Raw genomic sequence first — 21,143 nt, forward strand, 5'->3', positions numbered from 1 at the left:
CGGAGCCTTTCGACTCCGGGGCCTCCATCAGGTGGACCTCAGGTCACCCGCCCTGCGTCGTGACGCGGTGGAGGAGCCCACCGCGGCACGACCACGGCCGGGTCATCGCTTCTCGGGGGCTCCGAACATCACGATGTTGTTGAACACCCACTGGTTGCTCTGCGAGAAGGCGTAGCCGCCGTCAGGCTTCGCGGTGGCGGCGTACACCGTCGTCAGCGTGTACGAGCGGCATGCGCCACGACCGGTGGCAGCCGTGTCGCACTCGGTGCGCCACTGGCGGCCGGCCGAGGTGAACAGCCCCTCCTTGGTGGAGGCCAGGTCACCCAGCGGGTTGCCCTTCCACGCCTCACGCGTCATGTACGGCAGGTACGTCAGGTTGTTGAACGCCCAACCCGACTTCCGCACGAACTTGCCGTCCTCGACCAGGACCACGGTGGCCCAGATCTCGGTGCGGCAGCGTTCGGTCTGCGAGTACGCCTCACACGTGGTCATCCAGTCACGCCCGTTCAGCGTGAACTTGCCGGGCTTCGTGTACGGAGGCGCGGGGATGAACTTGTCCGGGGTGCTCGGAGTCACCGAAGGCTTGACCGAAGGCTTCACCGACGGGGTCACCGAAGGCTTCACCGACGGGGTCACCGACGGAGAGGCGGAGGGCGACGGCGAGGCCTTCTTGGCCACCACCAGGGTGAAGGCCGAGTCGGTCTCGTTGCCCTTGGCGTCGGTCACCGTCACCGTGACGTTGAACGTACCGTCCACCGTGGGGGTGCCGGAGATGACACCGGTGGTGGCGTTGATCGTCACGCCGGCCGGGAGGCCGGTGGCGGCGTAGGTCAGCGGGGTCGACGCGTCGGTCGCCTTGACGGCGATGTTCAGCGCCTTGCCCACCTGGGCGTCGGTCGGGGCCGTGATCGTGTCGACCACGGGGCCGGTGACGTCCTCGACCGGGTTGCAGGTGACGCGGGCCTCAGCCCAGTCGGCGTGGTCGTTGCCCACGCCGTCGTCCGTCGGATCGGCCTGGAGCGTCAGCTCGCGCACGCCGGTGATGTCGAGGTCCTTGATCTCGGCGACCGGGCTGTTGTACCGCAGCGTCTCGGAGCGGTACAGCTCCTCGCCGTCGCCCAGGACCACGAACTGCACGGTGCCGCGCGCGGGCTGGACGTCGTCGATGCCGATGAACGCGTTGAAGGCCTGGCACTCCCCGGCAAGGCCGAACGTCACGCTCGCCGCAGCGTGCATGCCGATGCCCTTCTGGTAGACGTTGCCGTCGATCTTCAGCGGGCCACCGTCGCCGGCGCCCTGCTCACCGTTGGAGATGTCCCATTCCATCGGACCCCAACCGTTGGTGGGGGTGCCGACGATCCGGTCGCGCATGTCCGACAGGTAGATTTGGCCACCGGGCAGCGGCTGGATCACCGTGACGTTGGCGGAACGGGTCACGACGGCAGTGCTGGCGCCCTGCTTGAACGTGCCGCGGAACGCCAAGGTGGCGTCCTCGGCGCCCTCGGGCACCGTGACCGTCCAGACCTGCGTGGAGACGCCGCCCTCGGCCAGCTCCGTCGCACCAGCGGTGGCGACGGCCTTGGTCCAGCCCTCGGGGACGGTCAGCTCGTGGGCAACCTCGGTGGCGTCACCGAGCACCGCGACCACCGTGGTGGTGACGGTCAGCTCACGACCGGCTTGCGGGGTGCCGGACACGCTCAGCGAACCGTTGATGCAGGCACCGGACTCGGACACGCCGAGGTCCTCGACGCGGAGGTCGTCCAGCGTCATGTTGTGCTGAGTGTTCGCGCCGGCGAGCTTGTCGATCGCGATGTACGCGTTCGGGCCACAGACGGTGTCGAACTCCGCCGAGAAGGTGGCCGTCGTGCGCTGCTCCGGCAGCACGGTCGACACGGCGTTGATGGCGCTCGTGCCGGTGGCGGTCACCACGTCGCTACCGATCCGCACGCGGTACTGGTCCGCGTAGGTGGTCTGGTAGTCGAACGACACCCGGTAGGTGTGGCCGGGCTTGAACGGGATCGCACCGGGCGCGGTCTTGAGGACCTCACCGGAGTTCTCGTTGTTCAGCATCAGCGACCAGTCGCCACGCAGGACGTTGTCGTTCAGCTTGCCGTTCTCGACGACGGTGTTGGTGGAGTTGACGCCCCACCAGCCCTTCTGCGAGTAGGGCTCGTGGCGCTCGGCCAGCTGGGTACGGGCGTCGCCACCGCGGTTGGTGGCGCCGGTCACGAACGGGAAGTAGCCCGTGTCGATGTTCTCGTAGTCCTCGAAGAAGACCGTCTTCGCCTTGACGTCGGCCGCGGCCGGGTCGTCGGAGGCGACGAAGTCCACGATGCGGAGGTCGTCGATGAGGATGCGAGCATCGCCGGCACCGGCCTTGAGCGCCAGGGTCACGTCGCCACCGGTGGTGGTGAACGTCACGCGATGACGCTGGTGGAAGAAGTTGAGCTTCTGGTCCGACGCGGTCGAGTTCGGCACGGTGGAGGCGGAGATGGTGTTGGACACCTTCCCGTCGACCGTCTCGGCGTAACCAGCCTTGGTGACGCCCGCGCCCGACGCCTCGATGGTGAGGTCGCGGGACTTGCCCTGCTCGATCTCGACCCATGCCCACGCGGAGTAGCTGCCCGCCGGCAGGGTCACGGTCTGCGCCAGGGTGGCCTCACCAGCGCCGACGACCGCCTCGTAGTTGCGGCGGGCGTTGTAGGCAACGGTGACGTCGCCGGTCACCTCGTACGCATCGAGGGTGCCGGAGAAGAAGCCCGGGTCGACGATGCCGGTGCCCTGGCCCCAGTTCGGCTCCTGGACGGTGAGCACCGCGGAGGTCGGGTACAGCACGTAGGCGGTGCCCGGCTCGGCGGTCAGGGTGACCTTGCCGCCCACGACCGGGACGTCGTCGAGCGCCACGCGGCCGGTGTCGGTCAGCTTGAACAGCTTCAGGGAGGTCTGGTCCTTCCACGCGTTCGTCAGCGTCCACTGGGTGGTGCCGCCGCCGATCTTGTAGTGGTACAGACGATCCGATCCGCCGTCGCTCCACGGCAGGAGGTAGCCGCCGTCGGTGTAGACGTCAGCGCCATCGAAGGTGATGGTGCGGTTCGTCGGGACGACGGTGCCGCCGATGCTGGTCAGCGGGGAGGTGGCCACGATGCCGTTGGCGAACGCGATCCGGTTGGTCTCCCACTTGACGATGTCGGACTGCTGCAGGAACTTCACGGGGAGGTTGCGCTCCCACACGTTCTTGATGAAGGCGTTGTAGTTGTTGTGGCCGGTCCAGCCCTCGAAGTCGACCAGGTTGGAGTTCGAGAGGATGGGGTGCGGGTTCCACGTGTCGCGCTTGGCGTTCAGGACGAAGCGGGCCACCTGGGACTGGATGCCCTTGTTGGCCGAGCCGCCGTAGCTCTCCTCCTGCGACCAGTGCGACCAGGTGGTCTGCGACGGGAAGCGGTCGGACCATTCGGAGGCAAGGCCCCAGCCCTGCTCCTTCAGTTCGTCGGAGAAGCGCTCCATCTCCCAGCCGAAGGGGTAGTAGACGTCGACGTAGAGCCAGCTCAGGTTGGCCGGGACCTCATCGCGGAACTCCTGGAAGCGGCGCAGCACCTCACCGGTGGCGAGGTCCTTGGGGCCGTCGATGTAGTAGGACTGGTTCATCCAGCCCCAGGCCTTCTTCGGGGGCATCTGCAGGAGGTCCTCGGAGAACGCGTACGCCTCGGAGTAGCTCTCCGTGGCGTTGACGTGCACGCCGAAGGTGGAGTTGTAGTTGAGGCCCTCGTTCACCAGGGTCTTGAGGTCGGCCAGGCCGCCGGCGCGCTCGTTGTAGTGGCCGGCGTAGTCCGGGTGGGCGGCGTCGTGGCCCTCGGCCTGGTAGCCCTTCAGCAGCACCTTCTGGCCGAGGTTGTCAGTGGCCAGGGAGATGCGCTTGGTGTCGTCCAGCGTGCGCAGGAACGGGTGGGTGGCCTGCGAGACGATGTTGAACGGAATGCGGGAGACGACCCGGTTCTTCACCTCGTCGGCGTCCAGCCCGACCTCGAAGATCTCGCGGGTGGCGATGGCGCCGTCCTGCCAGTCGACCTTGCTGTCGGAGTTGCGGTCACCGGTGATGCGGACCTCGACGTAAGGATCGGCGTCGCGGCCGATGCTGCCGAGCGCGTTGTCCTTGTGCAGGTCGATGGCCTCGCCCATCCAGGTCCAGGTGCCCGACGAGACGGTGCCGAGCTTCTCGCCGCCCACCTCGGTGATCTGGCGCAGCAGGCGGTTGTTGCCGACGCCGACACGGCCCTTGGTGGTGGCGGGGCCGGTGTTGTCCTCGGTGGCGTTGCTGTCGAACGCGGCGGCGAGGTTGGCGTCGTTGGCGATCGCCATCCAGGAGCCCTGCACGTTGCCGGCGGGCGTGGTGGCGAGCGGCTCGAAGCGGTCGCCCGACACGTTGCGGTCGACGTTGATCATGCCGGCGGTCAGCTGGGCCTGCGCTCCGCGGACGGTCACCAGGTCGTGGCCGGGGATGCGGATGCGCTTGACCGAGTAGTCGTCGGCGGGGATGTTGGTGAGGGTGAACTTCAGGGTGTCGTCGGCGACCGAGACGACGGCGTCGAACGACACGTTGTCCAGGTTGGGCAGCGTCAGCTCGTAGGTGGCCGACTTGCCGTCAGCGGCGACGACGGGGGTGCCGACGGTGACGGGCTGCTCGACCTCGTTGACCAGGATGGTGGTCAACGCGGCGCCCATGCGGCCGGCCAGCTGCTGGGTGGCGAGGCGGTAGTCGACGACCTGCGGGAAGTCGGGGTGCAGGCGGACCTTGAAGTCGCCGTCGACCAGTTCGATGGCGCCCTCGGGGATGACGATCTCTGCGGGCGGGGCCGTCGGGGTGGTGACGGTGGGCGTCGGCGTGGGTGCGTCACCCGTGGCGGTGTCGGCGTTGAACTCGGCCAGCGAGCCCACGTTCTCCACGCGGGAGGTCTCCTCGCCGGCGACGTGGCCGCCCCAGGTGGAGAGGTAGACGACCTTCACGCAGGTGGCGTCCACCGGCGGGAAGGTGATCTCGCGCTCGATCTTGTTGTTGACCACCAGGCCGTCGAAGCTGCCCTCGGCGCGCTTGACGAAGTCGCTGGTGTCAGCCGTGCAGGCGCTGGCGGAGGTCCAGAGCTCGTAGGCGTTGACGCGGCCCGAACCGTTCGACGACTGGCGCGGCGTCAGGCGCACGCGACCCAGCTGCACGGGGATGTCGGAGATCTTCACCGTCAGGTGGTGCGGCGGGTCGACGACGGTGCCGGACCACTGGGTGTGCCAGTAGGTGTCGATGTTGCCGTCGAGCACCAGTGCGGCGGGGCCGTTGGTGTCCTCGCCGGTGGTCTCGACGGAGTTGACGTCGACGACCGACATCTGCGTCTGGGGAATGGCTGTGTATTCGTACGCTGCCGTCGCTGCCTGCGGGAATACCAACCCGCCGAACGCCAACGCACCGGTGGCAATCCCTGCCACCACGTGTCGTGTTGTCACTGTGGACATCCGAGTCCCTTCTTGTTGGTGGGCTCCTCGACGACGCCCACACCTCTTCGGCACCATAACCGTCTGTCCTTGTAGGGGTCCCTTTGGCATGTCCAAGTGCGCGCTCGCATTGCGCGACACCCGTCCAAATGGACAGCTACGATGCAAGAAGACGAAAGGAACGCCATGCAGATCACCCGCTCGGCCCTGGCCCAGATGATCGATCACACACTGCTGAAGACCGATGCGACCCGCGCCCAGGTGGCGGCGCTCGTGGCAGAGGCCCGCCAACTGGGCACGTTCTCCGTCTGCGTGTCCCCGTCGATGCTGCCGATCACGGAGGAGCTCGGCGACGTGAAGGTGGCCACCGTCTGCGGCTTCCCCTCCGGCAACCACACGCCGGCGGCCAAGGCGGCCGAGGCCGCGGAATCGGCCAGCCTCGGCGCGCACGAGATCGACATGGTCATCAACATCGGCCTGCTGAAGGAGGGACGCGAGGACCTCGTCGAGGAGGAGGTCCGCGCCGTCCGCCAGGCCGCGCCCGACGTGCTACTGAAGGTGATCATCGAGTCGGCCGCGCTGAGCGACGACGAGATCATCGCCGCCTGCAGGGCCTCGGAGGCTGCGGGCGCCGACTACGTCAAGACCTCCACGGGCTTCCACCCCAGCGGCGGCGCTTCCGTGCACGCCGTGTCACTGATGGCGCACACCGTCGGCGACCGCCTCGGCGTGAAGGCCAGCGGCGGCATCCGCGACTACGCCACCGCCAACGCGATGGTCGAAGCGGGCGCCACCCGGCTCGGCCTCAGCGGCAGCTCCACCGTGCTGGCCGGCGCCGAGGGCGTCGAGGAGGGTGAGCCCGTCGAGGCCCCCGTCGAGACGAACGACGAATACTGACGGGGTTCCCGATCGTCCTGCCGTGACAGATCCCCCCTCAACGACGGTGCCCAGCGCGGATTCACGCTGGGCACCCTCGTTGAGGGGGGATCTGTCACGCGCGGGCTAGCTGCCCGCTGGTCAGTTGGTGCGGAACAGCACCAGGTTGTTGAAGACCCACTGGTTGCGCTGACCGAACGCGTACCCGCCGTCGGCCTTCGGGGTGGCCGAGTACACCGTCGTCATGGTGTAGCTGCGGCAGGCGCCCCGCCCGGTGGCCGCGGTGTCGCACTCGGTGCGCCACTGGCGCCCGCCGGAGGTGAACTCCCCTGCCGCGCCGAGCGGGTTGCCCGCCCAGGCCTCGCGCTTCATCAACGGGAGGTAGGTGAGGTTGTTGAACGCCCAGCCGGTGGTGCGCACGAACTGGCCGTCGACGACCTTCACCACCGTGGCCCAGATCTCGGTGCGGCAGCGCTCCGTCTGCGAGTAGGGCTCGCAGGTGGTGTTCCAGTCGCGGCCGCCCAGGTTCCGGTGCACGCCCGGCTTCGTGTAGGGAGCCGTGCGGACGAACCCGGGTGCTGCCGTCACGCTCTGCGAGGGCGCGACGGTGGGCTCAGGCGACTTCGTCGGCTCGGGCGACACGCTGGGCTCCGGCGACGTCACTCCCCCGGTGACGGGCACCACGAAGCGGACCTCGCTGATGGCCTCGCCACCGAAGTCGTCCCGGGTCACGACGTACCAGCCGGCGCCGTCGGCCCCGGGCTCCGCCCACGTGGCGGTGACGGTGGAGCCCGACTCGGCGTCGGTGAACGACCCGATGACCTGCGAGGTGAGGATGTCGGCGGTGAGCGCCGTGGTGGTCAGCGACTTGGTGGCCGGCGAGATGCCCAGCGTGTCGTAGCTGATCTCGAAGCTCTGGTGCTCCGGCTCGAGGGTGGCGTCGTCGCCGTTGAACTGCTGCAGGGTCGGCGAGTAGGTGCGCACCAGCAGCTGGCGGCCGACGTTGTCGAAGTGCTGCAGGCGCACGAAGCCCTGGCCGCCCTCCGGCAGGCCCTGGTAGTCGAACAGCATGGACACGACGGTGCGGTCGTCGACGCCGTCACCGTCGTCGTCGAACGCGTCGAGGCGCGTGAACGCGTCGTGGTAGTGGCCGGACTGGACCATGCGCACGTTCGGGTTGACGGCGATGACCTCGTCGAAGATCCGCTGCGGGATGGCGCCGAGGCCGCCGGTGGTCAGCATGTACTCGTGGAGGTTCAGCACGGCGATGCGCTCCGGGTGGGCGCGCAGCACCTGGTTGAGCCACTCGATCTGCTCGTCGCCGGCTCCCCAGCCCATGTAGAGGTGCAGGAAGTCGATGCCACCGGCCGAGATGAGGTCGTAGTGGCCGCGGTTGTCGAGGTGGGAGCCGCCGTACCACGGGTTGTCCTCGAAGCGGGCCGCGCCGAAGTGCTGCGAGTACTCGGTGTAGTCGTTGGCGGCCTGCGACACGTCGTGGTTGCCCGCGAGCACGCCGTAGGGAAGGGCCGCGTCGTCGAACTTCCGGTACTGCGGGTTGGCCCGCTCCCACTGCACGGGGATCTCGTTGTTGTCGACGATGTCGCCGGTGTGCACGACGTACTGCAGGTTGAGGTTGTCGCGCTCTGCCAGCAGGAAGTCGTTGATGCCCACCTGGTGGCGGTGGTAGTCGGCGTTGGCGTTGTAGTACTGCGTGTCGCTCATGTGGGCGATCGTGAAGTCGTAGGCCGAGCGGTCGACGGCGTCGGCGTGGTACTTCGTCACCTCGGCGCCACGCTCGGTGGCGTTGCCGCCGGCCCAACCGTCGGTGTGCTGGATGAGGACGGTGAGCGTGCCGTCGACGGCGTGGCCCTCGGCCGGCACGATCGCGGTGAGCTCCGCCGCGCCGTCGGCGACGGTGTCCGCCACGCGGTCCCAGGTGCCGTCGGTGCGCTGGACGCTCATCGAGACCCTGGAGCCGGCGTTGACCTCGCCGGCCCAGGTGAGGCGTGCGCGGTAGTCGGCGCCGGCGGCGGCCGGGACGTCGACGGTGGCGAGCTGGTACGGCAGCAGCGTCTCGCTGGTGATGGCCGTGCCGAGTTCGGCGGGCGCGGCCTCGCGGTCGGTGGCCGAGGAGTCGGTGGTGGTGCCGCCGGTGAGCGCGATGTCGTCGTCGGCCGCCGTCAGGGTGAAGCCGCGGTTGAACGAGCCGTCCTGCAGGTCGCGGGTCGGGTCGGTGATGCGGGCGCTGAGCTCGACGCCGGTGGCGGGCACCTCGGCGCCGTCGGCTGGGGTGAGCAGTTCGATGGCCGGGTGTTCGGCGGGGGTGCGGAACGTCACGGACTTCGTGGCGCGGTTGCCCAGCGCGTCGGTGGCGGTGACCTCGAACACGTGGCTGCCCGGTGCCATCGTCAGCGACGACGACTCGTACGGCAGCGCGACGGGTTCGCCGTCGAGGCGCGCGGTGAGCGTGCCGCCGCCCACGCCGGCGTCGGCGGCGGAGGCCATGAGGGCGAAGTCGCCCTTGACCTGCGTGCCTTCGCCGAGCGAGGTGGTGATGACGGGTGCCGTGTTGTCGACGGTGACCGTGCGGGTGAGGGAGACCTCACCCTGGGCGGCGGTGACGGGGTAGCGGCCGTCGGCCAGCGTCGTGGTGTCCCAGGTGTGGCCGAGCGCGGAGAAGGCGTCGGCGGGCACGGTGAACACCGCGTCGTAGAAGTCGAGCTTGCCGGTGGAGTCGCCGAGGCGGAGGATCGTCGACGAGTTGACGAAGTCGGCGGGGCGCAGCGTGCGGCCATCAGGCAGCACCAGGCGGACGTCGCGCACCTCGAAGTCGTCGTTGTTCTCGTTGAGGTCGATCTCCGGGGCCTTCTTGGTGCCGGCCCAGATGCCGACGGTGAGCGGCTCGCCCTGCGTGAGGTACTTCTCGTCGACGGGCACGGAGATGGTGTCCCAGTAACCCTGGACGTTGTCGTCGAAGATGCGCAGGACCTCGCCGTCGACGAGCACGCCGTTCTGGAAGTAGGCGTTGACGGAGGTGACGTCGAAGACGAACACGGGCTTGCCCTCGAGGGCGGGCGTCAGCGAGGAGGTCACGTCGGTGCCGGCGACGTCGAGCGTCAGCCCGGCGATGGGGCCCTCGGTGGCCGCGACGACCTGCGTGGCCCCGCCCACGAACTGCCCGTCGGTGAGGTTGAGGCGCACCGGGTCGGTGTTGACGCCGTCGAGGACGATGCGGCGCGAGGCGGTGCTGGTGGTGTGCGTGCCGTCGGTGGCGGTGAGCCAGTAGTCGAAGTAGCGCTTGCCGGTCAGGTCTGCCGCCGGGATGGTGAAGGTGTAGGTGTCGTCGGCGCCCACGAGCAGGTTGTACTCGGTGACGCCGGCGTCTACGTTGCTCTTCAGGTGCAGGGTGACGGTGCGCACCAGGCGGTCGTCGGTGGCGATGTGCGTGATGGGGAAGTCGGCGCCCTGCGGGATGACCGCCGCCGTGCGGTCGGTGACCGACGGCGCCTGCGGGTCGGGGGTGACCGGGGTGAGCGTGCCGGGCACCTGGCCTGCTGAGGTGACGCCCGGCGTGGCGGCGGCGAGGCCCGTCAGCTGGCGCGTGGCGTCGGTGCCGGGGCCGTACTGGATGCCCTGGTCTGCGACGGTGTGGTCGATGCCGTCGACGTTGTACAGCGCGCGGGAGATGGTGACGCCGGTGTTGGTGATGATGTCGACCCCGCGGATGCCGGAGTTGGCCATGCCACCGGAGGTGATCTCGACGATGCCCTCACCGCCGACGAGGCTCGTGCCCCACTTCAGGTTGAAGGCGTCAATGCCGAGGTGGGCGTTGCCGGCGTTCTTGATCCAGAACACCAGCGTGCCACCGCCGGGGATGACCACCGACTCGGGCACCGACGGCCACAGCGCCGTGTTGCCGATGGTGAGGTCGGCGTTCGGGTAGAGGTAGTTGACCTTGAAGTCGACGAAGTCGATGGGCTGGTCAGTGGTGTTGTGGACCTCGATGAACTCGTAGCCGTCGGCGCCGTTGACGTTGGAGGAGTCCGGAAGCAGTTCGGTGATGACCAGGGGCGGCGTGTCGCCTGACGGCGAGGGGTCCACGGTGGGCTGGGGCGACGTCGTCGGCTCGGCGCTGACGGACGGCTCCGGCGAGGGCTCTGCGGTGACGGACGGCTCGGCGGTGGCCGTGGGCTCGGCGGTGGCCGTGGGCTCGGCGCTGGGCGAGGGCGACGGCTCGGGCGTGGGCTCGGTGAGCTGCGCGGCGGTCACGCTGCCGGGGGTGCCGGCGTCGGAGAACAGGTAGCGCTGCGACTGCGCCGAGGAGACGCCGAAGTGGGCGGTCTTCGTGGTGCTGACGGAGCCGGCCGGGTAGAACGACCAGTTCACGCCACCGTCGGGCGCGGTCACGCGGATGCCGCGGTCTCCGCCGTTGGCCATGCCGGCCTGGCCGGTGGCCTTGAGCAGTTGGTAGGTGCTGGCCGCGTCGCCCCACTGCGCACGGAACTGCTCGTCGGTCTTGGAGAAGGAGTCGACGTTGGTGGCGGTGTACTGCAGCCAGACCGCCGCGGTGCCGCCGGCCGGGATCGCCGCGTCGTCGACGGTGAGCACGACGTCGCGGCTGGTGTCGGCGGAGTCGGCGTAGGTGTAGGCGAACTGGTAGCCCGCGAGGCTGACCGGCTCCGCAGTCGTGTTGGTGAGTTCGAAGAACTCGAAGTGGTCATAGCTGGCGTGGTCTGCGCCGATCTCCGTGACGAGGATCGCGGGCACCTGGGCGGCACGAGCTGGGCTGGCGAGAGTCGCGAACACGGTCACGACGAGGGACACTGCGGTGAGCAGCGCGACGAGCGTCTTGCGCACGGAAACCTCCACTGACTAGGGCGCAGACCATGCTGCCGCCTTCGGGTGAACGGAGGTGAGCACCTAGGCGAACACCAGGTGAACGGCCGGATACCCAGACTGATCACCGGTGATGGTCATGTCGCTCCACGAGCGCCGCTGCGCACCGGTCGGCGACTAGCGTCAGCTGCACATTGTCCCAACGAAGGGAATCAGACCGTGCGTCTCCGGCCTGCGGCGGTTGTCACCGCGCTCATCACGTCCCTGGGGCTCGCCCTCACACCCTCGGCGGCCCCCGCCGCCCCGACCGTGCCTGCGGAGGCCGGGGAGACCGTGATCTCCGTCACGTCCTTCGGTGCGGACCCCACGGGCGTCGAGGACTCGGCCGTAGCGGTCAAGGCCGCGGTGGCAGCGGCGAAGGACGCCGACGGGCCCGTACGCATCGTGTTCCCGCGCGGCGTCTACCAGCTGTACCCGGACCACGCGGAGCGGCGTGAGCTGTACTTCTCCAACACCATCGGCACGAACCTCGCCTACAAGGACAAGACGATCGCGGTCCTCCTCGAGGACATGACCGACGTCACCGTCGACGGCCAAGGCAGCGTGTTCATGATGCATGGGCAGCAATCGGTCTTCGGCATCCGCACCTCGCAGCAACTGCAGGGCACGACGTATCCGGAACCCGCTGCCGTCGCCTACACCACGACAGCCACGGGCACGTGGCCGAACTCGACCGCCGCGAAGACGGTCACGTTCGATGCACCGATCGAGGCCCGGTACGTGAAGCTGACGTCGACCTCCGCCGTCGGCGGCCAGGCTTGGGCCAGCGCCGCCGAGCTGCTGCCGGGTGGCGAGCCTGCCGGAGTTCCGGGCGAGCTGGCCGACGTGCCGCTCGTCCCGCGGTCCACTGCCAGCCCGAGCCCATCGGTGTCACCGACCCCGTCGAAGTCACCTTCCGCGAAGCCGTCGCTGACCCCGTCGGTGAAGCCCTCGGCGACCCCGACGACGGGGACCGGCAAGTTCGTCCGGACGGCGCCCTACACCAAGCCGGGCACGCACCTGCTCAACGGTCGCCAGTGGATGACGGTGTGTGAGGACTACTCGCAGACCGAGCGGTGCCGCACCGAGATCTGGGCCACGATCGTCGTGATCGAGGACGGCTCGTTCATGCGGAAGTCCGGGTGGGCGTTCAACAACCTCACCTACCTGCCGTACATGACCCGCGAGGCGTGGAACGGCAACCCACTGGGTGACCTGGGCTCGACCGCCAACGGCGTGTTCACCTCGGCCGGCCGGCAGTGGAAGACCGAGTGCGACACGGCGGCCACCGGCCGTGGTGCGTGCCGCTCCTACACGTGGACGACCGTGTATGCCGCCATCGCGAAGCCTGAGGGTGGTTACGCCTTCTCGCAGGGCAACCAGTGGATCTTCAACAACATCGTGATGTTCGAGAACTGAGCAACCACCGCACGGGGTTCACGGGGGGCGGGCGGATGGCCTGGGGCCTGCGACTGTTTGGGGCCGCTCAGGAGCCGGCGTCGGAGAACTGCGTGTAGTACAGCGTGGCGTACTGGCCGCCGGCCTGGAGGAGTTCGGCGTGCGTGCCGCGCTCGACGACGCGACCACCCTCGACCACCAGGATCTGGTCGGCGTGGCGGACGGTCGAGAGGCGGTGGGCGATCACGATCGACGTGCGGCCCTCCCGCGCGTTGTCCAACGCCTGCTGCACCAGGTGTTCCGACTCCGAATCGAGATGGGCCGTCGCCTCGTCCAGCACCAGGATCGGCGGGGCCTTCAGCAGCAGCCGCGCGATCGCGAACCGCTGCCGCTCCCCGCCGCTCAAGCGGTAGCCACGCTCGCCGACGACGGTGTCCATGCCGTCGGGCAGCCTCCGCACCAGCGCCGCGATCTGCGCCGACTCCAGCGCCGCCCACAGTTCGTCGTCGGTGGCCGACGGCTTCGCGTAGCGCAGGTTCGCGCCGATCGTGTCGTGGAACAGGTGCGCGTCCTGCGTGACGTAGCCGATCTCCCGCTGCAGCGACGACAGCGTCACCGTGCGCACGTCGGCCCCCGCGATCTCGACGGCGCCCGAGTCGACGTCGTAGAGCCGCGCCAGCAGGTGCGTGATCGTCGTCTTCCCCGCACCCGACGGCCCCACGAGCGCGACCGTCTGCCCCGGGGTGACCTCGAACGTCACGCCGCGCAGCACCGGTTCATTGGCCGACTCCCCCAGCGCCGCCGTCGGCTCCAACGACTCGATCGACACCTGCTGGGCGTCCGGGTACGTGAACCACACGTCGCGGAAGGCGACGCTCGGCGGCCCGGACAGCTCGCGAGCGTCGGGCGCGTCGACGATGAGGGGTTTCAGGTCCAGCACCTCGAACACGCGCTCGAAGCTCACCAACGCGGTCATCACGTCCACCCGCAACGAACTCAACTGGATCAGCGGCCCGTACAGCCGGGCGAGCAGCGCCACCAGCGCCGTCAGCGTGCCGAGGGTGAGCTGCTCCTGCACCACCGCGTAGCCGCCGAACCCGTAGAACAGTGCCGTGGCCAACGCGCCCACGAACGTCAAGGCGGTCATGAACACCCGCGAGGTCATCGCGATCTTCACGCCGCTGTCGGCCACCGCCCGCGCCTGCCCGGCGAAGACGGCGTTCTCCTGGCCGTGCTCGCCGAACAGCTTCACCAGCAGCGCGCCGGACACCGAGAACCGCTCGGTCATCGTCGCCGACATCTCGGCCTGCTGCTGCATCCGGTCGCGCGAGAGGTCCGCCAACCGCCGCCCCACCAGCTGGGCCGGCACCATGAAGATCGGCAACAGCACCAGCGCCCCCAGCGTCAACGGCCACGACAGCGCCAGCATCGAACCCAGCACGAGCAGCAGCGTCACCCCGTTGGACACCAGCGACGACAGCGTCGACGTGAACGCCTGCTGCGCGCCGTTGACGTCGGAGTGCAACCGCGATACCAGCTTGCCGGTGTGCGAACGGCTGAAGAAGGCGATCGGCATCCGCAGCACGTGGTCGAAGATCTGCGTGCGCATCGAGTAGATCAGCCCCTCGCCGATCCGCGCGGAGCACCAGCGCTCCGCGATCGACAGCGCCGCCGACCCCACCGCCATGCCTGCGACGGCGAGCGACAGCACGACGATCAGCCGGACGTTGCCGCCGAGCACGCCGTCGTCGATGATCCGCTGGAACAGCAGCAGCGGCACGACCGACAGCGCGCTGCCGAGCGTCACCGTGAGCAGGAACAGCAGGATGAGCCCCTTGAACGGCGCCCCGTAGGCCAGCACGCGGCGGGCGGTGCCACGGTCCAGCTTGTGGTCGCGGATCTCCGACCCGGTGGCGAGCCGGCCGAGCACCCGGCCGCCGCCCATCCCCATGCCGCCCCTACCGACGCTCATGGGCGGCTCACACCTGGGTGCGGTGGAAGTTGACGTGCGAACGCGACGGCGTGGGGCCACGCTGCCCCTGGTACCGCGAGCCGTACTTCTCGGAGCCGTACGCGTGCTCAGCTGGCGAGCTGAGCTGGAAGAAGCAGAACTGGCCGATCTTCATGCCCGGCCACAGCTTGATCGGCAGCGTCGCCATGTTCGACAGTTCGAGCGTCACGTGGCCGGAGAAGCCAGGGTCGATGAAGCCCGCCGTCGAGTGCGTCAACAGGCCGAGCCGCCCCAGCGACGACTTGCCCTCCAGCCTGGCGGCCACGCCCTGCCCGAGGGTGATCTTCTCGTAGGTCGACGCCAGCGCGAACTCACCCGGGTGCAGCACGAACGGCTCGCCCTCCGCCACCTCGATCATCCGGGTCAGCTCGGGCTGCTCCATGGAGGGATCGATCGACGGGTAGCGGTGGTTCTCGAACACGCGGAACAGCTTGTCGAGGCGCACGTCGACGGAGGCGGGTTGCACCATCACCGGATCCCACGGGTCGAGCAGGATGTTTCCGGCGTGCACTTCGGCCAGGATGTCGCGGTCGCTCAGCAGCATGTCGTCGATCCTAATGCCGGCGAAGACCGCCGCACTGGCTCAGCCAGCGATCACCGGGCGGCGCAGCACGGTGAACCACCGGTTGCCGTAGCTGACCTGCTGCCCCTCCCGCACCCGCACCTGCGTGCCCGCGGGGCACGGCTCCAACCGGCCGCCCTGCGTGACGAGCGCGGTGCCGTTCGTCGACCCGCGGTCCACGACGTACACGCCGCGGGGGTCCGTGCCGATCAGCACGTGGGTGCGTGAGATCATCCGCCCGTCGCCGGACGCGGGCACCAGGTGCACCTCCGGGTCCTCCGGCGACTTCTGCGGGTTGCGGCCCAGCAGCACGGTGACGCTCAGTTCGACCTCGCGGCCGTCGTCGAGCCGCACGTACCAGCCCTCGTCGCCTGCGCGGCCGGCCTGCGCCGGCAGGTTGGCGATGCGGGTGCCGTCGGCCTCCTCCACCTCACCGAAGCTGCGCTGGCGCACCTTCACCGACGGTTCGATCACCGAGGTGGGGGTGGGCAGCGGGATCCAGGCCCGCGGCGGGGTGGGCGGGTCCGCCGACGCGGCTTCCGGCCGCACCGGGGACGCGAACGGCTGGGGCTGCTGCCGCGCAGGGGGCTGCTGCTGGAACTGTGCGGGCGGCTGCCACTGGCCCGTCGCCTGGTAGGGCGCCTGCTGGTGCTGCGCCGGCTGCACGGGCTCCGACTGGACACCGGGCAGCCAGTCCGGCGCCGACGGCTGCATGCCCGGGTGACGAGCAGGCTGCGCGGCCGGGGCCCCGTGGGGCGAGGGATGGTGCCCACCCTGCGGGCCGAACGCATCCCAGTTCTGCGTGGAGGTGGTGCCCGGCTGTGGGCTGAAGGTGCTGGAGAGGTGCGGCGGGAGGCCTACCGTGCTTGCCTGCGCCACCTTCCGCTGCGCACGGGGCGCGGTGCGCGCCTCGGCCGCCTTGGGCTGCACGACGATGGAGCCGGCCGCCATGTCGTGCCAGCCCTGCCGGCGCTCGTGGATGACCAGGAAGACCAGCAGCGCCACGCCGCCGACGCCGGAGGCCATGAGCGCGCTGAACACGAGGTTGCGGAGGAACACGCACCACCAGCCGATGGGCTCGCCGTCCTTCAGCGACACCAGCCGCAGGCCCATCGCCTGCGCCCCGATGCCGGCACCCCGCACCGCGTAGGCCCACCACTGGTACAGCGCGTAGGCCAGCGACAGCACCGCGGCGGCGGTCCCGGTGACCAACACCACCGTCGGTTCGCTCGACAGCCGCCCAGCCAGCGTGCTGAGCCCGCCGATGACGAGGAACGGCAGCATGTCGATCACCGCGGCGAGGAAACGCTTCCCCAGACCAGCGACGACCGCTCCGCGTGGAATCAGCCGACTCACCTAGTTCCTCCTAGACCAGATACATGCCGAGAATACCGCCGTCAGCGCCGGCGGGCGTCCCGGGCAACGGGCTGAGACGACGATCACCTGATCCGCCGGAACGACTTCGTCGACAGGTAACTGCCGAGCCACCGCAACCAGTTGACCGAGCGGCGCATGCCGCGGTGGATGCCCGCCGAGGAGCGCCAGTACTCGCGGGTGGTCTGCTCGCTCGGGTCACCGGGCGCGAAGACCAGCCAGTCGGCCTCCTTCGCCAGGGCGATCGGGTCCGACACCTCGCCCACTCGGCGGAAACTGTCGACGAAGGCCTCCGCCTGCTCCGAACGCGTGGCCGACACCGACGGCGAGCGGCCGACGTCACGGGCCCTGTCCACCAACTCCGACCAGGCCCCAGCGATGCGGTTCGCGAGCACCGGGTCGTTGCGGCGCCGCGACCGGCGGCGCAGCTTCAGGCCGATGATCAGCGCGACGGGCACCACGATGGTCAACAGCGGGATGCCGGTGAGCGCGGCAATCGCGCCGATCTGCGCCCAGTCGATCCGGGTCTCCGGCTCGGGTGCCTCGCCCGGTTCGATGGGCAGCAGCTCGTCCGGCGGCGGCACCTCCGGGCGCTGCGGCGGCGGGGGCGGGTTCTCGACGAACGGCAGTTGCTCGGGCGGGGTGCGCTGGTCGTCCTCCGGCGGCACCCTGTCCGCCGGCGGCGTGGGGTTGAACACTACCCAGCCCAGGTCCTCGAGGTACACCTCGGTCCACGCCCCCACCTGGCCGCCGGCGATCGACGCCGTGGCCTCCACCTGGTAGCCGTAGATCACGCGGGCGGGGATGCCCAGCTCGCGCGCCATGAGCGCCATCGCGACGGCGTACTGCTCGTGGTCGCCCACCATCATCTCGGGGTCTGCCAGCAGCTCGATCAGCCGCCGCTCCGAGTGCCCCGACAGCGAGGCGACCTCGTCGGCCTGGCCGTGGCTGAAGTAGCCGTTGCTGAGCCGCTGCTCGAGCGTCAGCGCGATCTGCCCGGCGGTGCCGCCGTTGTCGGCCCAGGCCCGGGCGGCGGCGATGAGTTCGTCGGGCACGCCGCTGGTCTCCGGCAGTTCGAACCGCCCTGCGCGAGCCTTGGCGATCTCCTCGTCCGCCGGCCGCGGCGCCACCCGGGCGCCCAGCTCATAGCTGTCGCCCTCCCGCAGGCCCGCCACGTTGAGGCCTGTCCCGGAGCTGCGGTTGTAGAAGAAGTTCTCCCCCAACTCGATGCGGCGCGCCCCCTCGAAGGCCACCTTCGTGCTGCGGCCCACCGTCGGCGTCCACACGCCCTCGTAGCCGCGCACCGTGACCCGCACGGGGAAGTCCTGGCCGCGCGTGTCGTCGGCGATCCACTGCCCCACCCGCGTGAAGGTCGTGGCCTCCACCGCCGCGTCGTCGAGCGTCGAGACGCTGTAGCTGATGCCGTCGTACCTGTCGAGCGTCGCGAGGCGGACGATGTCGCCCTCGCGGGCGCCCACCACGTCAAACAGCACGTCGGTGCGGTGCTGCGTGATGTTGGCCCGGAAGCCCTGCAGCGGCGAGGCGAACTGCTCGAGGTCGATGGGCGGCTCCATCGCCGAGCGCAGCGTCTCGCGCTCCGGCGCGGGCGCCAGCAGCGGCACGGCGACGAGCGCGGCGGCCACGGCCACCGCGAGCACGCCGGCGCCCATCAAGGCCCGCAACGGCTTCAACCGGTTGCCGCTGCCGCCGAGTTGGGTGCGCACCACCGCGCGACGGTGGCTGGTCCACACCAGCACCACCACGAACGCCGCGGCGCCGACGAGGAACGGCTGGAACGCCACCTGCGAACCCACCACGACCCCGACAAGGTAGGCGGTCAGGGGCGGCAGCCACGCCATCGACGGGCGCTTCGAGCGCAGCGAGATCGCCATGGCGAGCAGGCCGGCAGCCAACCCCATGAGGCCCGGCACCGTCAACAGGTTGTACGTCTCGCCGATCGGCGGGTCCAGCGTGAGCATGTCGCGCCACGCGGTGACCGGCCCCACGAGGAGCCCGAACAGCACACGCGGGGTCGGCACCACGAACCACAGGCTCGACGACGGCATGGTCAGCAGGCCGCCGAACAGGAACCACGCGCCCACCGCGACCAACGCCGTCCCGCCCGAGGACCAGCGGCGCAGCGCCGAGGCCACCCCCACGGCCATGCCGACGGCGCCGAACCCGAGGACGGAGACGAACAACCACGCGGTGCCGTACACCGGGAAGAAGGCGAGCGCCACCAGCGCGAGCAGGGCCAGCACCGCGGTGGCGTCGACGGCCACCCAGCGCCACCGTCGCGACACGTCGAACGGCGTGGCGTCGTGCGGCGCCAACGCCCTGCGTGCGGCCGCCATCACTGCATCGCCTTGCGCATGGCCCGCGGCAGGTCGTCGAGCGAGCCCACCTGCAGGACGGTCACGTTGCCGGCCGACCGGGCGCGCATCTCGGCGCCGTCGGCCACTCGGATGCCCACCACGCGGGTGTCGACGTCGAAGCGCGAGCACGCGCGCCGCAGGTCCGACAGCGTCGCCGACGAGCCGGTGACGCACACCGCCACCGACGATGACGACTCACGCCTGATCGTGGTGTGCACCAGGTCGGCGATGCCGCCGCGGGTGGTCTGCTCCACCAGCGACAACTCGTCGAGCGAGCGGGCGGGCGTGACGGTCACGAGCGTGTCGTGCGTGGTCAGCACCGCCAGCGGCGACTCGGAGTACAGCGTCTGCAGCACGACGGAGGCGGCGCAGGAGACGCCCAGCTCGAACTCCGCCTCGTCGAGGTAGGAGCCCCGGCCGGTGTCCAGCGCCACGACGACGCGCGACATCCGCGACTCCTCGAACTGCCGCACCATCAGCTCGCCCGCCCGGGCGGTGGAGCGCCAGTGCACGTGCCGCCGGTCGTCGCCGGCGACGTAGGGGCGCAGGGCGTGGAAGTTCATGTCCGCCGACGAGATGTGGGAGCTGGCGTGCCCCTCGAGGTCGTGCACGAAACCGGTCTGGCGCCCGGGCAGCGCGACGGTGCGCGGATGCACGTACAGCTCCAGCGCCTCCGTCCACGTGGTGGAGCGCCCGGCGAGGGAGAACGGGTCGCCCTGCACGGTCTGGGCGGGGCCCACGGTGATCAGCCCCCGCCTGTCGGTGGGGATGCGGAACGTGTTGTGCGACACCTCGCCCGAGGTCAGCGACGGCAGCGAGAAGCTCGTCGACACCGGCCCCACCGGGAGGTCGAGCCGCGACCCCCAGTGCCGGCGCGCCGCGGAGTTGCGCACGAGCAGCCCGCCGCGGGCCGGGTCACCGACCACGACCGACCGGCCCGCCAGCCGCAGCCCCACCTCCAGCGACGGCCGGCCGAGGGTGAACAGCAGGCAGAGCCCGACGGTGACCACCGCTAGGACCCCGACGACGGTGTACTCGAGCCAGCCGAACACCAGCCCCACCACCAGCGAGCCGAGCCCGAAGGCCAGCGCCATCCAGCCGCTGGTACGCAGGCCGGTGACGTCACGCAGGCGGTCGTAGAACCTGCGGACACCGTCGAACGTGGGCGGGTCGACGACCTCGGGGGCCTCCCACCGGGCGGGCGTAGCTGTCATCAGGCCGACTGACGCTCCGTCGGGGGCTGGACGGAACCGACGACCTGGGCCATCACGTCGACGGCCTGCACGCCGTTGAACTCGGCCTCGGGGTCGAGGATGAGGCGGTGCGCCAGGCACGGGATGGCCAGCATCTTCACGTCGTCGGGCACCACGAAGTGGCGGCCCAGCGACGCGGCCCACACGCGGGTGGAGCGCACCAGCGCCAGCGCACCGCGCACGGAGACGCCCAGACGGACGTCCTCCGCGTGCCGCGTGGCCTCGGTCAGGCGTGCGATGTAGTCGAACACCGACGACTCGATGTGCACCGACGCCGCGAGCTGGCTCATCTCCGCCACCTGGGAGGTCGACAGCACGGCCGGCAGCGCCGTCGAACGCGGGCGGCTACCGCCGGTCGCCAGGATCCGCATGGTGGCGTCGTGGTCCGGGTAGCCCAGCGTGGTCTTCATCAGGAAGCGGTCCAGCTGCGCCTCGGGCAGCCGGTAGGTGCCTGCCTGCTCGATGGGGTTCTGGGTGGCGATCACCATGAACGGCTGGCCCACGTTGTAGGACTGCCCGTCGACGGTGACCCTGGACTCCTCCATCACCTCGAGCAGCGCCGACTGCGTCTTGGGCGACGCCCGGTTGATCTCGTCGGCAAGCACGATCGACGCGAAGATGGGGCCCTGATGGAACTCGAACTCGCCCGACTTCTGGTCGAAGATCGTCACGCCCGTCACGTCGGAGGGCAGCAGGTCGGGCGTGAACTGGATGCGGCTGTTCGTGCCCTGCACCGACTGCGCGATCGCCCGCGCCAGGGTCGTCTTGCCAGTGCCCGGGTAGTCCTCGAGCAGCAGGTGGCCCTCGGCGAGCATGCAGGTCACCGCGAGGCGCACCGCCTCCGTCTTGCCCATGATGACGCGTTCGATGTTGGCGACGATGTTGGCGAAGTTCTCGCCGAACCATCGGGCTTGTTCGGGATTCACTGGCGACTGCTTCCT

General features: G+C 69.9%; 10 protein-coding genes. 2 read left to right on the forward strand and 8 right to left on the reverse strand.

Features of this window, described 5'->3' with window-relative positions; all coding sequences use genetic code 11:
- Positions 1-102: 102 nt before the first annotated feature.
- Entirely contained in the window at positions 103-5,499 is a 5,397-nt protein-coding gene (locus ABEA30_RS07565; protein ID WP_345581380.1) for an endo-alpha-N-acetylgalactosaminidase family protein, read from the reverse strand.
- A gap of 165 nt (positions 5,500-5,664) precedes the next feature.
- Between ABEA30_RS07565 and deoC the strand changes: the two genes are divergently transcribed.
- The gene (deoC, locus tag ABEA30_RS07570) at positions 5,665-6,375 is read left to right on the forward strand and encodes a deoxyribose-phosphate aldolase (RefSeq protein WP_345581383.1); all 711 of its coding nucleotides are present in this window, start codon (positions 5,665-5,667) and stop codon (positions 6,373-6,375) included.
- A gap of 120 nt (positions 6,376-6,495) precedes the next feature.
- Here deoC and ABEA30_RS07575 read toward each other — a convergent pair whose 3' ends face one another.
- On the reverse strand, positions 6,496-11,211 hold the full coding sequence (locus ABEA30_RS07575; protein WP_345581385.1) for a lamin tail domain-containing protein: 4,716 nt from the start codon (positions 11,209-11,211) through the stop codon (positions 6,496-6,498).
- A 198-nt stretch (positions 11,212-11,409) separates the two neighbouring features.
- Between ABEA30_RS07575 and ABEA30_RS07580 the strand changes: the two genes are divergently transcribed.
- Entirely contained in the window at positions 11,410-12,648 is a 1,239-nt protein-coding gene (locus tag ABEA30_RS07580) for a discoidin domain-containing protein (RefSeq protein WP_345581387.1), read from the forward strand.
- Positions 12,649-12,715: 67 nt separating this feature from the next.
- Here ABEA30_RS07580 and ABEA30_RS07585 read toward each other — a convergent pair whose 3' ends face one another.
- The 6 genes from ABEA30_RS07585 to ABEA30_RS07610 form a co-directional block, all read right to left on the reverse strand.
- Positions 12,716-14,599 (reverse strand): ABC transporter ATP-binding protein, encoded by a 1,884-nt coding sequence (locus ABEA30_RS07585; protein WP_345581390.1) that lies wholly within the window; start codon positions 14,597-14,599, stop codon positions 12,716-12,718.
- Between the two features lie 7 nt (positions 14,600-14,606).
- Positions 14,607-15,182 (reverse strand): dCTP deaminase, encoded by a 576-nt coding sequence (dcd, locus tag ABEA30_RS07590; RefSeq protein ID WP_345581393.1) that lies wholly within the window; start codon positions 15,180-15,182, stop codon positions 14,607-14,609.
- 39 nt (positions 15,183-15,221) lie between these two features.
- Positions 15,222-16,556 (reverse strand): RDD family protein, encoded by a 1,335-nt coding sequence (locus ABEA30_RS07595; RefSeq protein WP_345581396.1) that lies wholly within the window; start codon positions 16,554-16,556, stop codon positions 15,222-15,224.
- Positions 16,557-16,639: 83 nt separating this feature from the next.
- Positions 16,640-18,928, reverse strand: a complete 2,289-nt coding sequence (locus tag ABEA30_RS07600; protein WP_345581399.1) for a transglutaminase family protein — start codon at positions 18,926-18,928, stop codon at positions 16,640-16,642.
- Positions 18,928-20,163 carry a DUF58 domain-containing protein gene (locus ABEA30_RS07605; protein ID WP_345581402.1) on the reverse strand — a complete coding sequence of 412 codons (1,236 nt, stop codon included), beginning with the start codon at positions 20,161-20,163 and terminating at the stop codon, positions 18,928-18,930. The genes ABEA30_RS07600 and ABEA30_RS07605 overlap by 1 nt, the downstream gene beginning before the upstream one ends.
- On the reverse strand, positions 20,163-21,128 hold the full coding sequence (locus ABEA30_RS07610; RefSeq protein ID WP_345581405.1) for an AAA family ATPase: 966 nt from the start codon (positions 21,126-21,128) through the stop codon (positions 20,163-20,165). Before ABEA30_RS07610 ends, ABEA30_RS07605 begins: the two co-directional genes overlap by 1 nt.
- Between the last annotated feature and the right edge of the window lie 15 nt (positions 21,129-21,143).

This window comes from Tessaracoccus lubricantis, assembly GCF_039544535.1.
GTDB lineage: Bacteria > Actinomycetota > Actinomycetes > Propionibacteriales > Propionibacteriaceae > Arachnia > Arachnia lubricantis.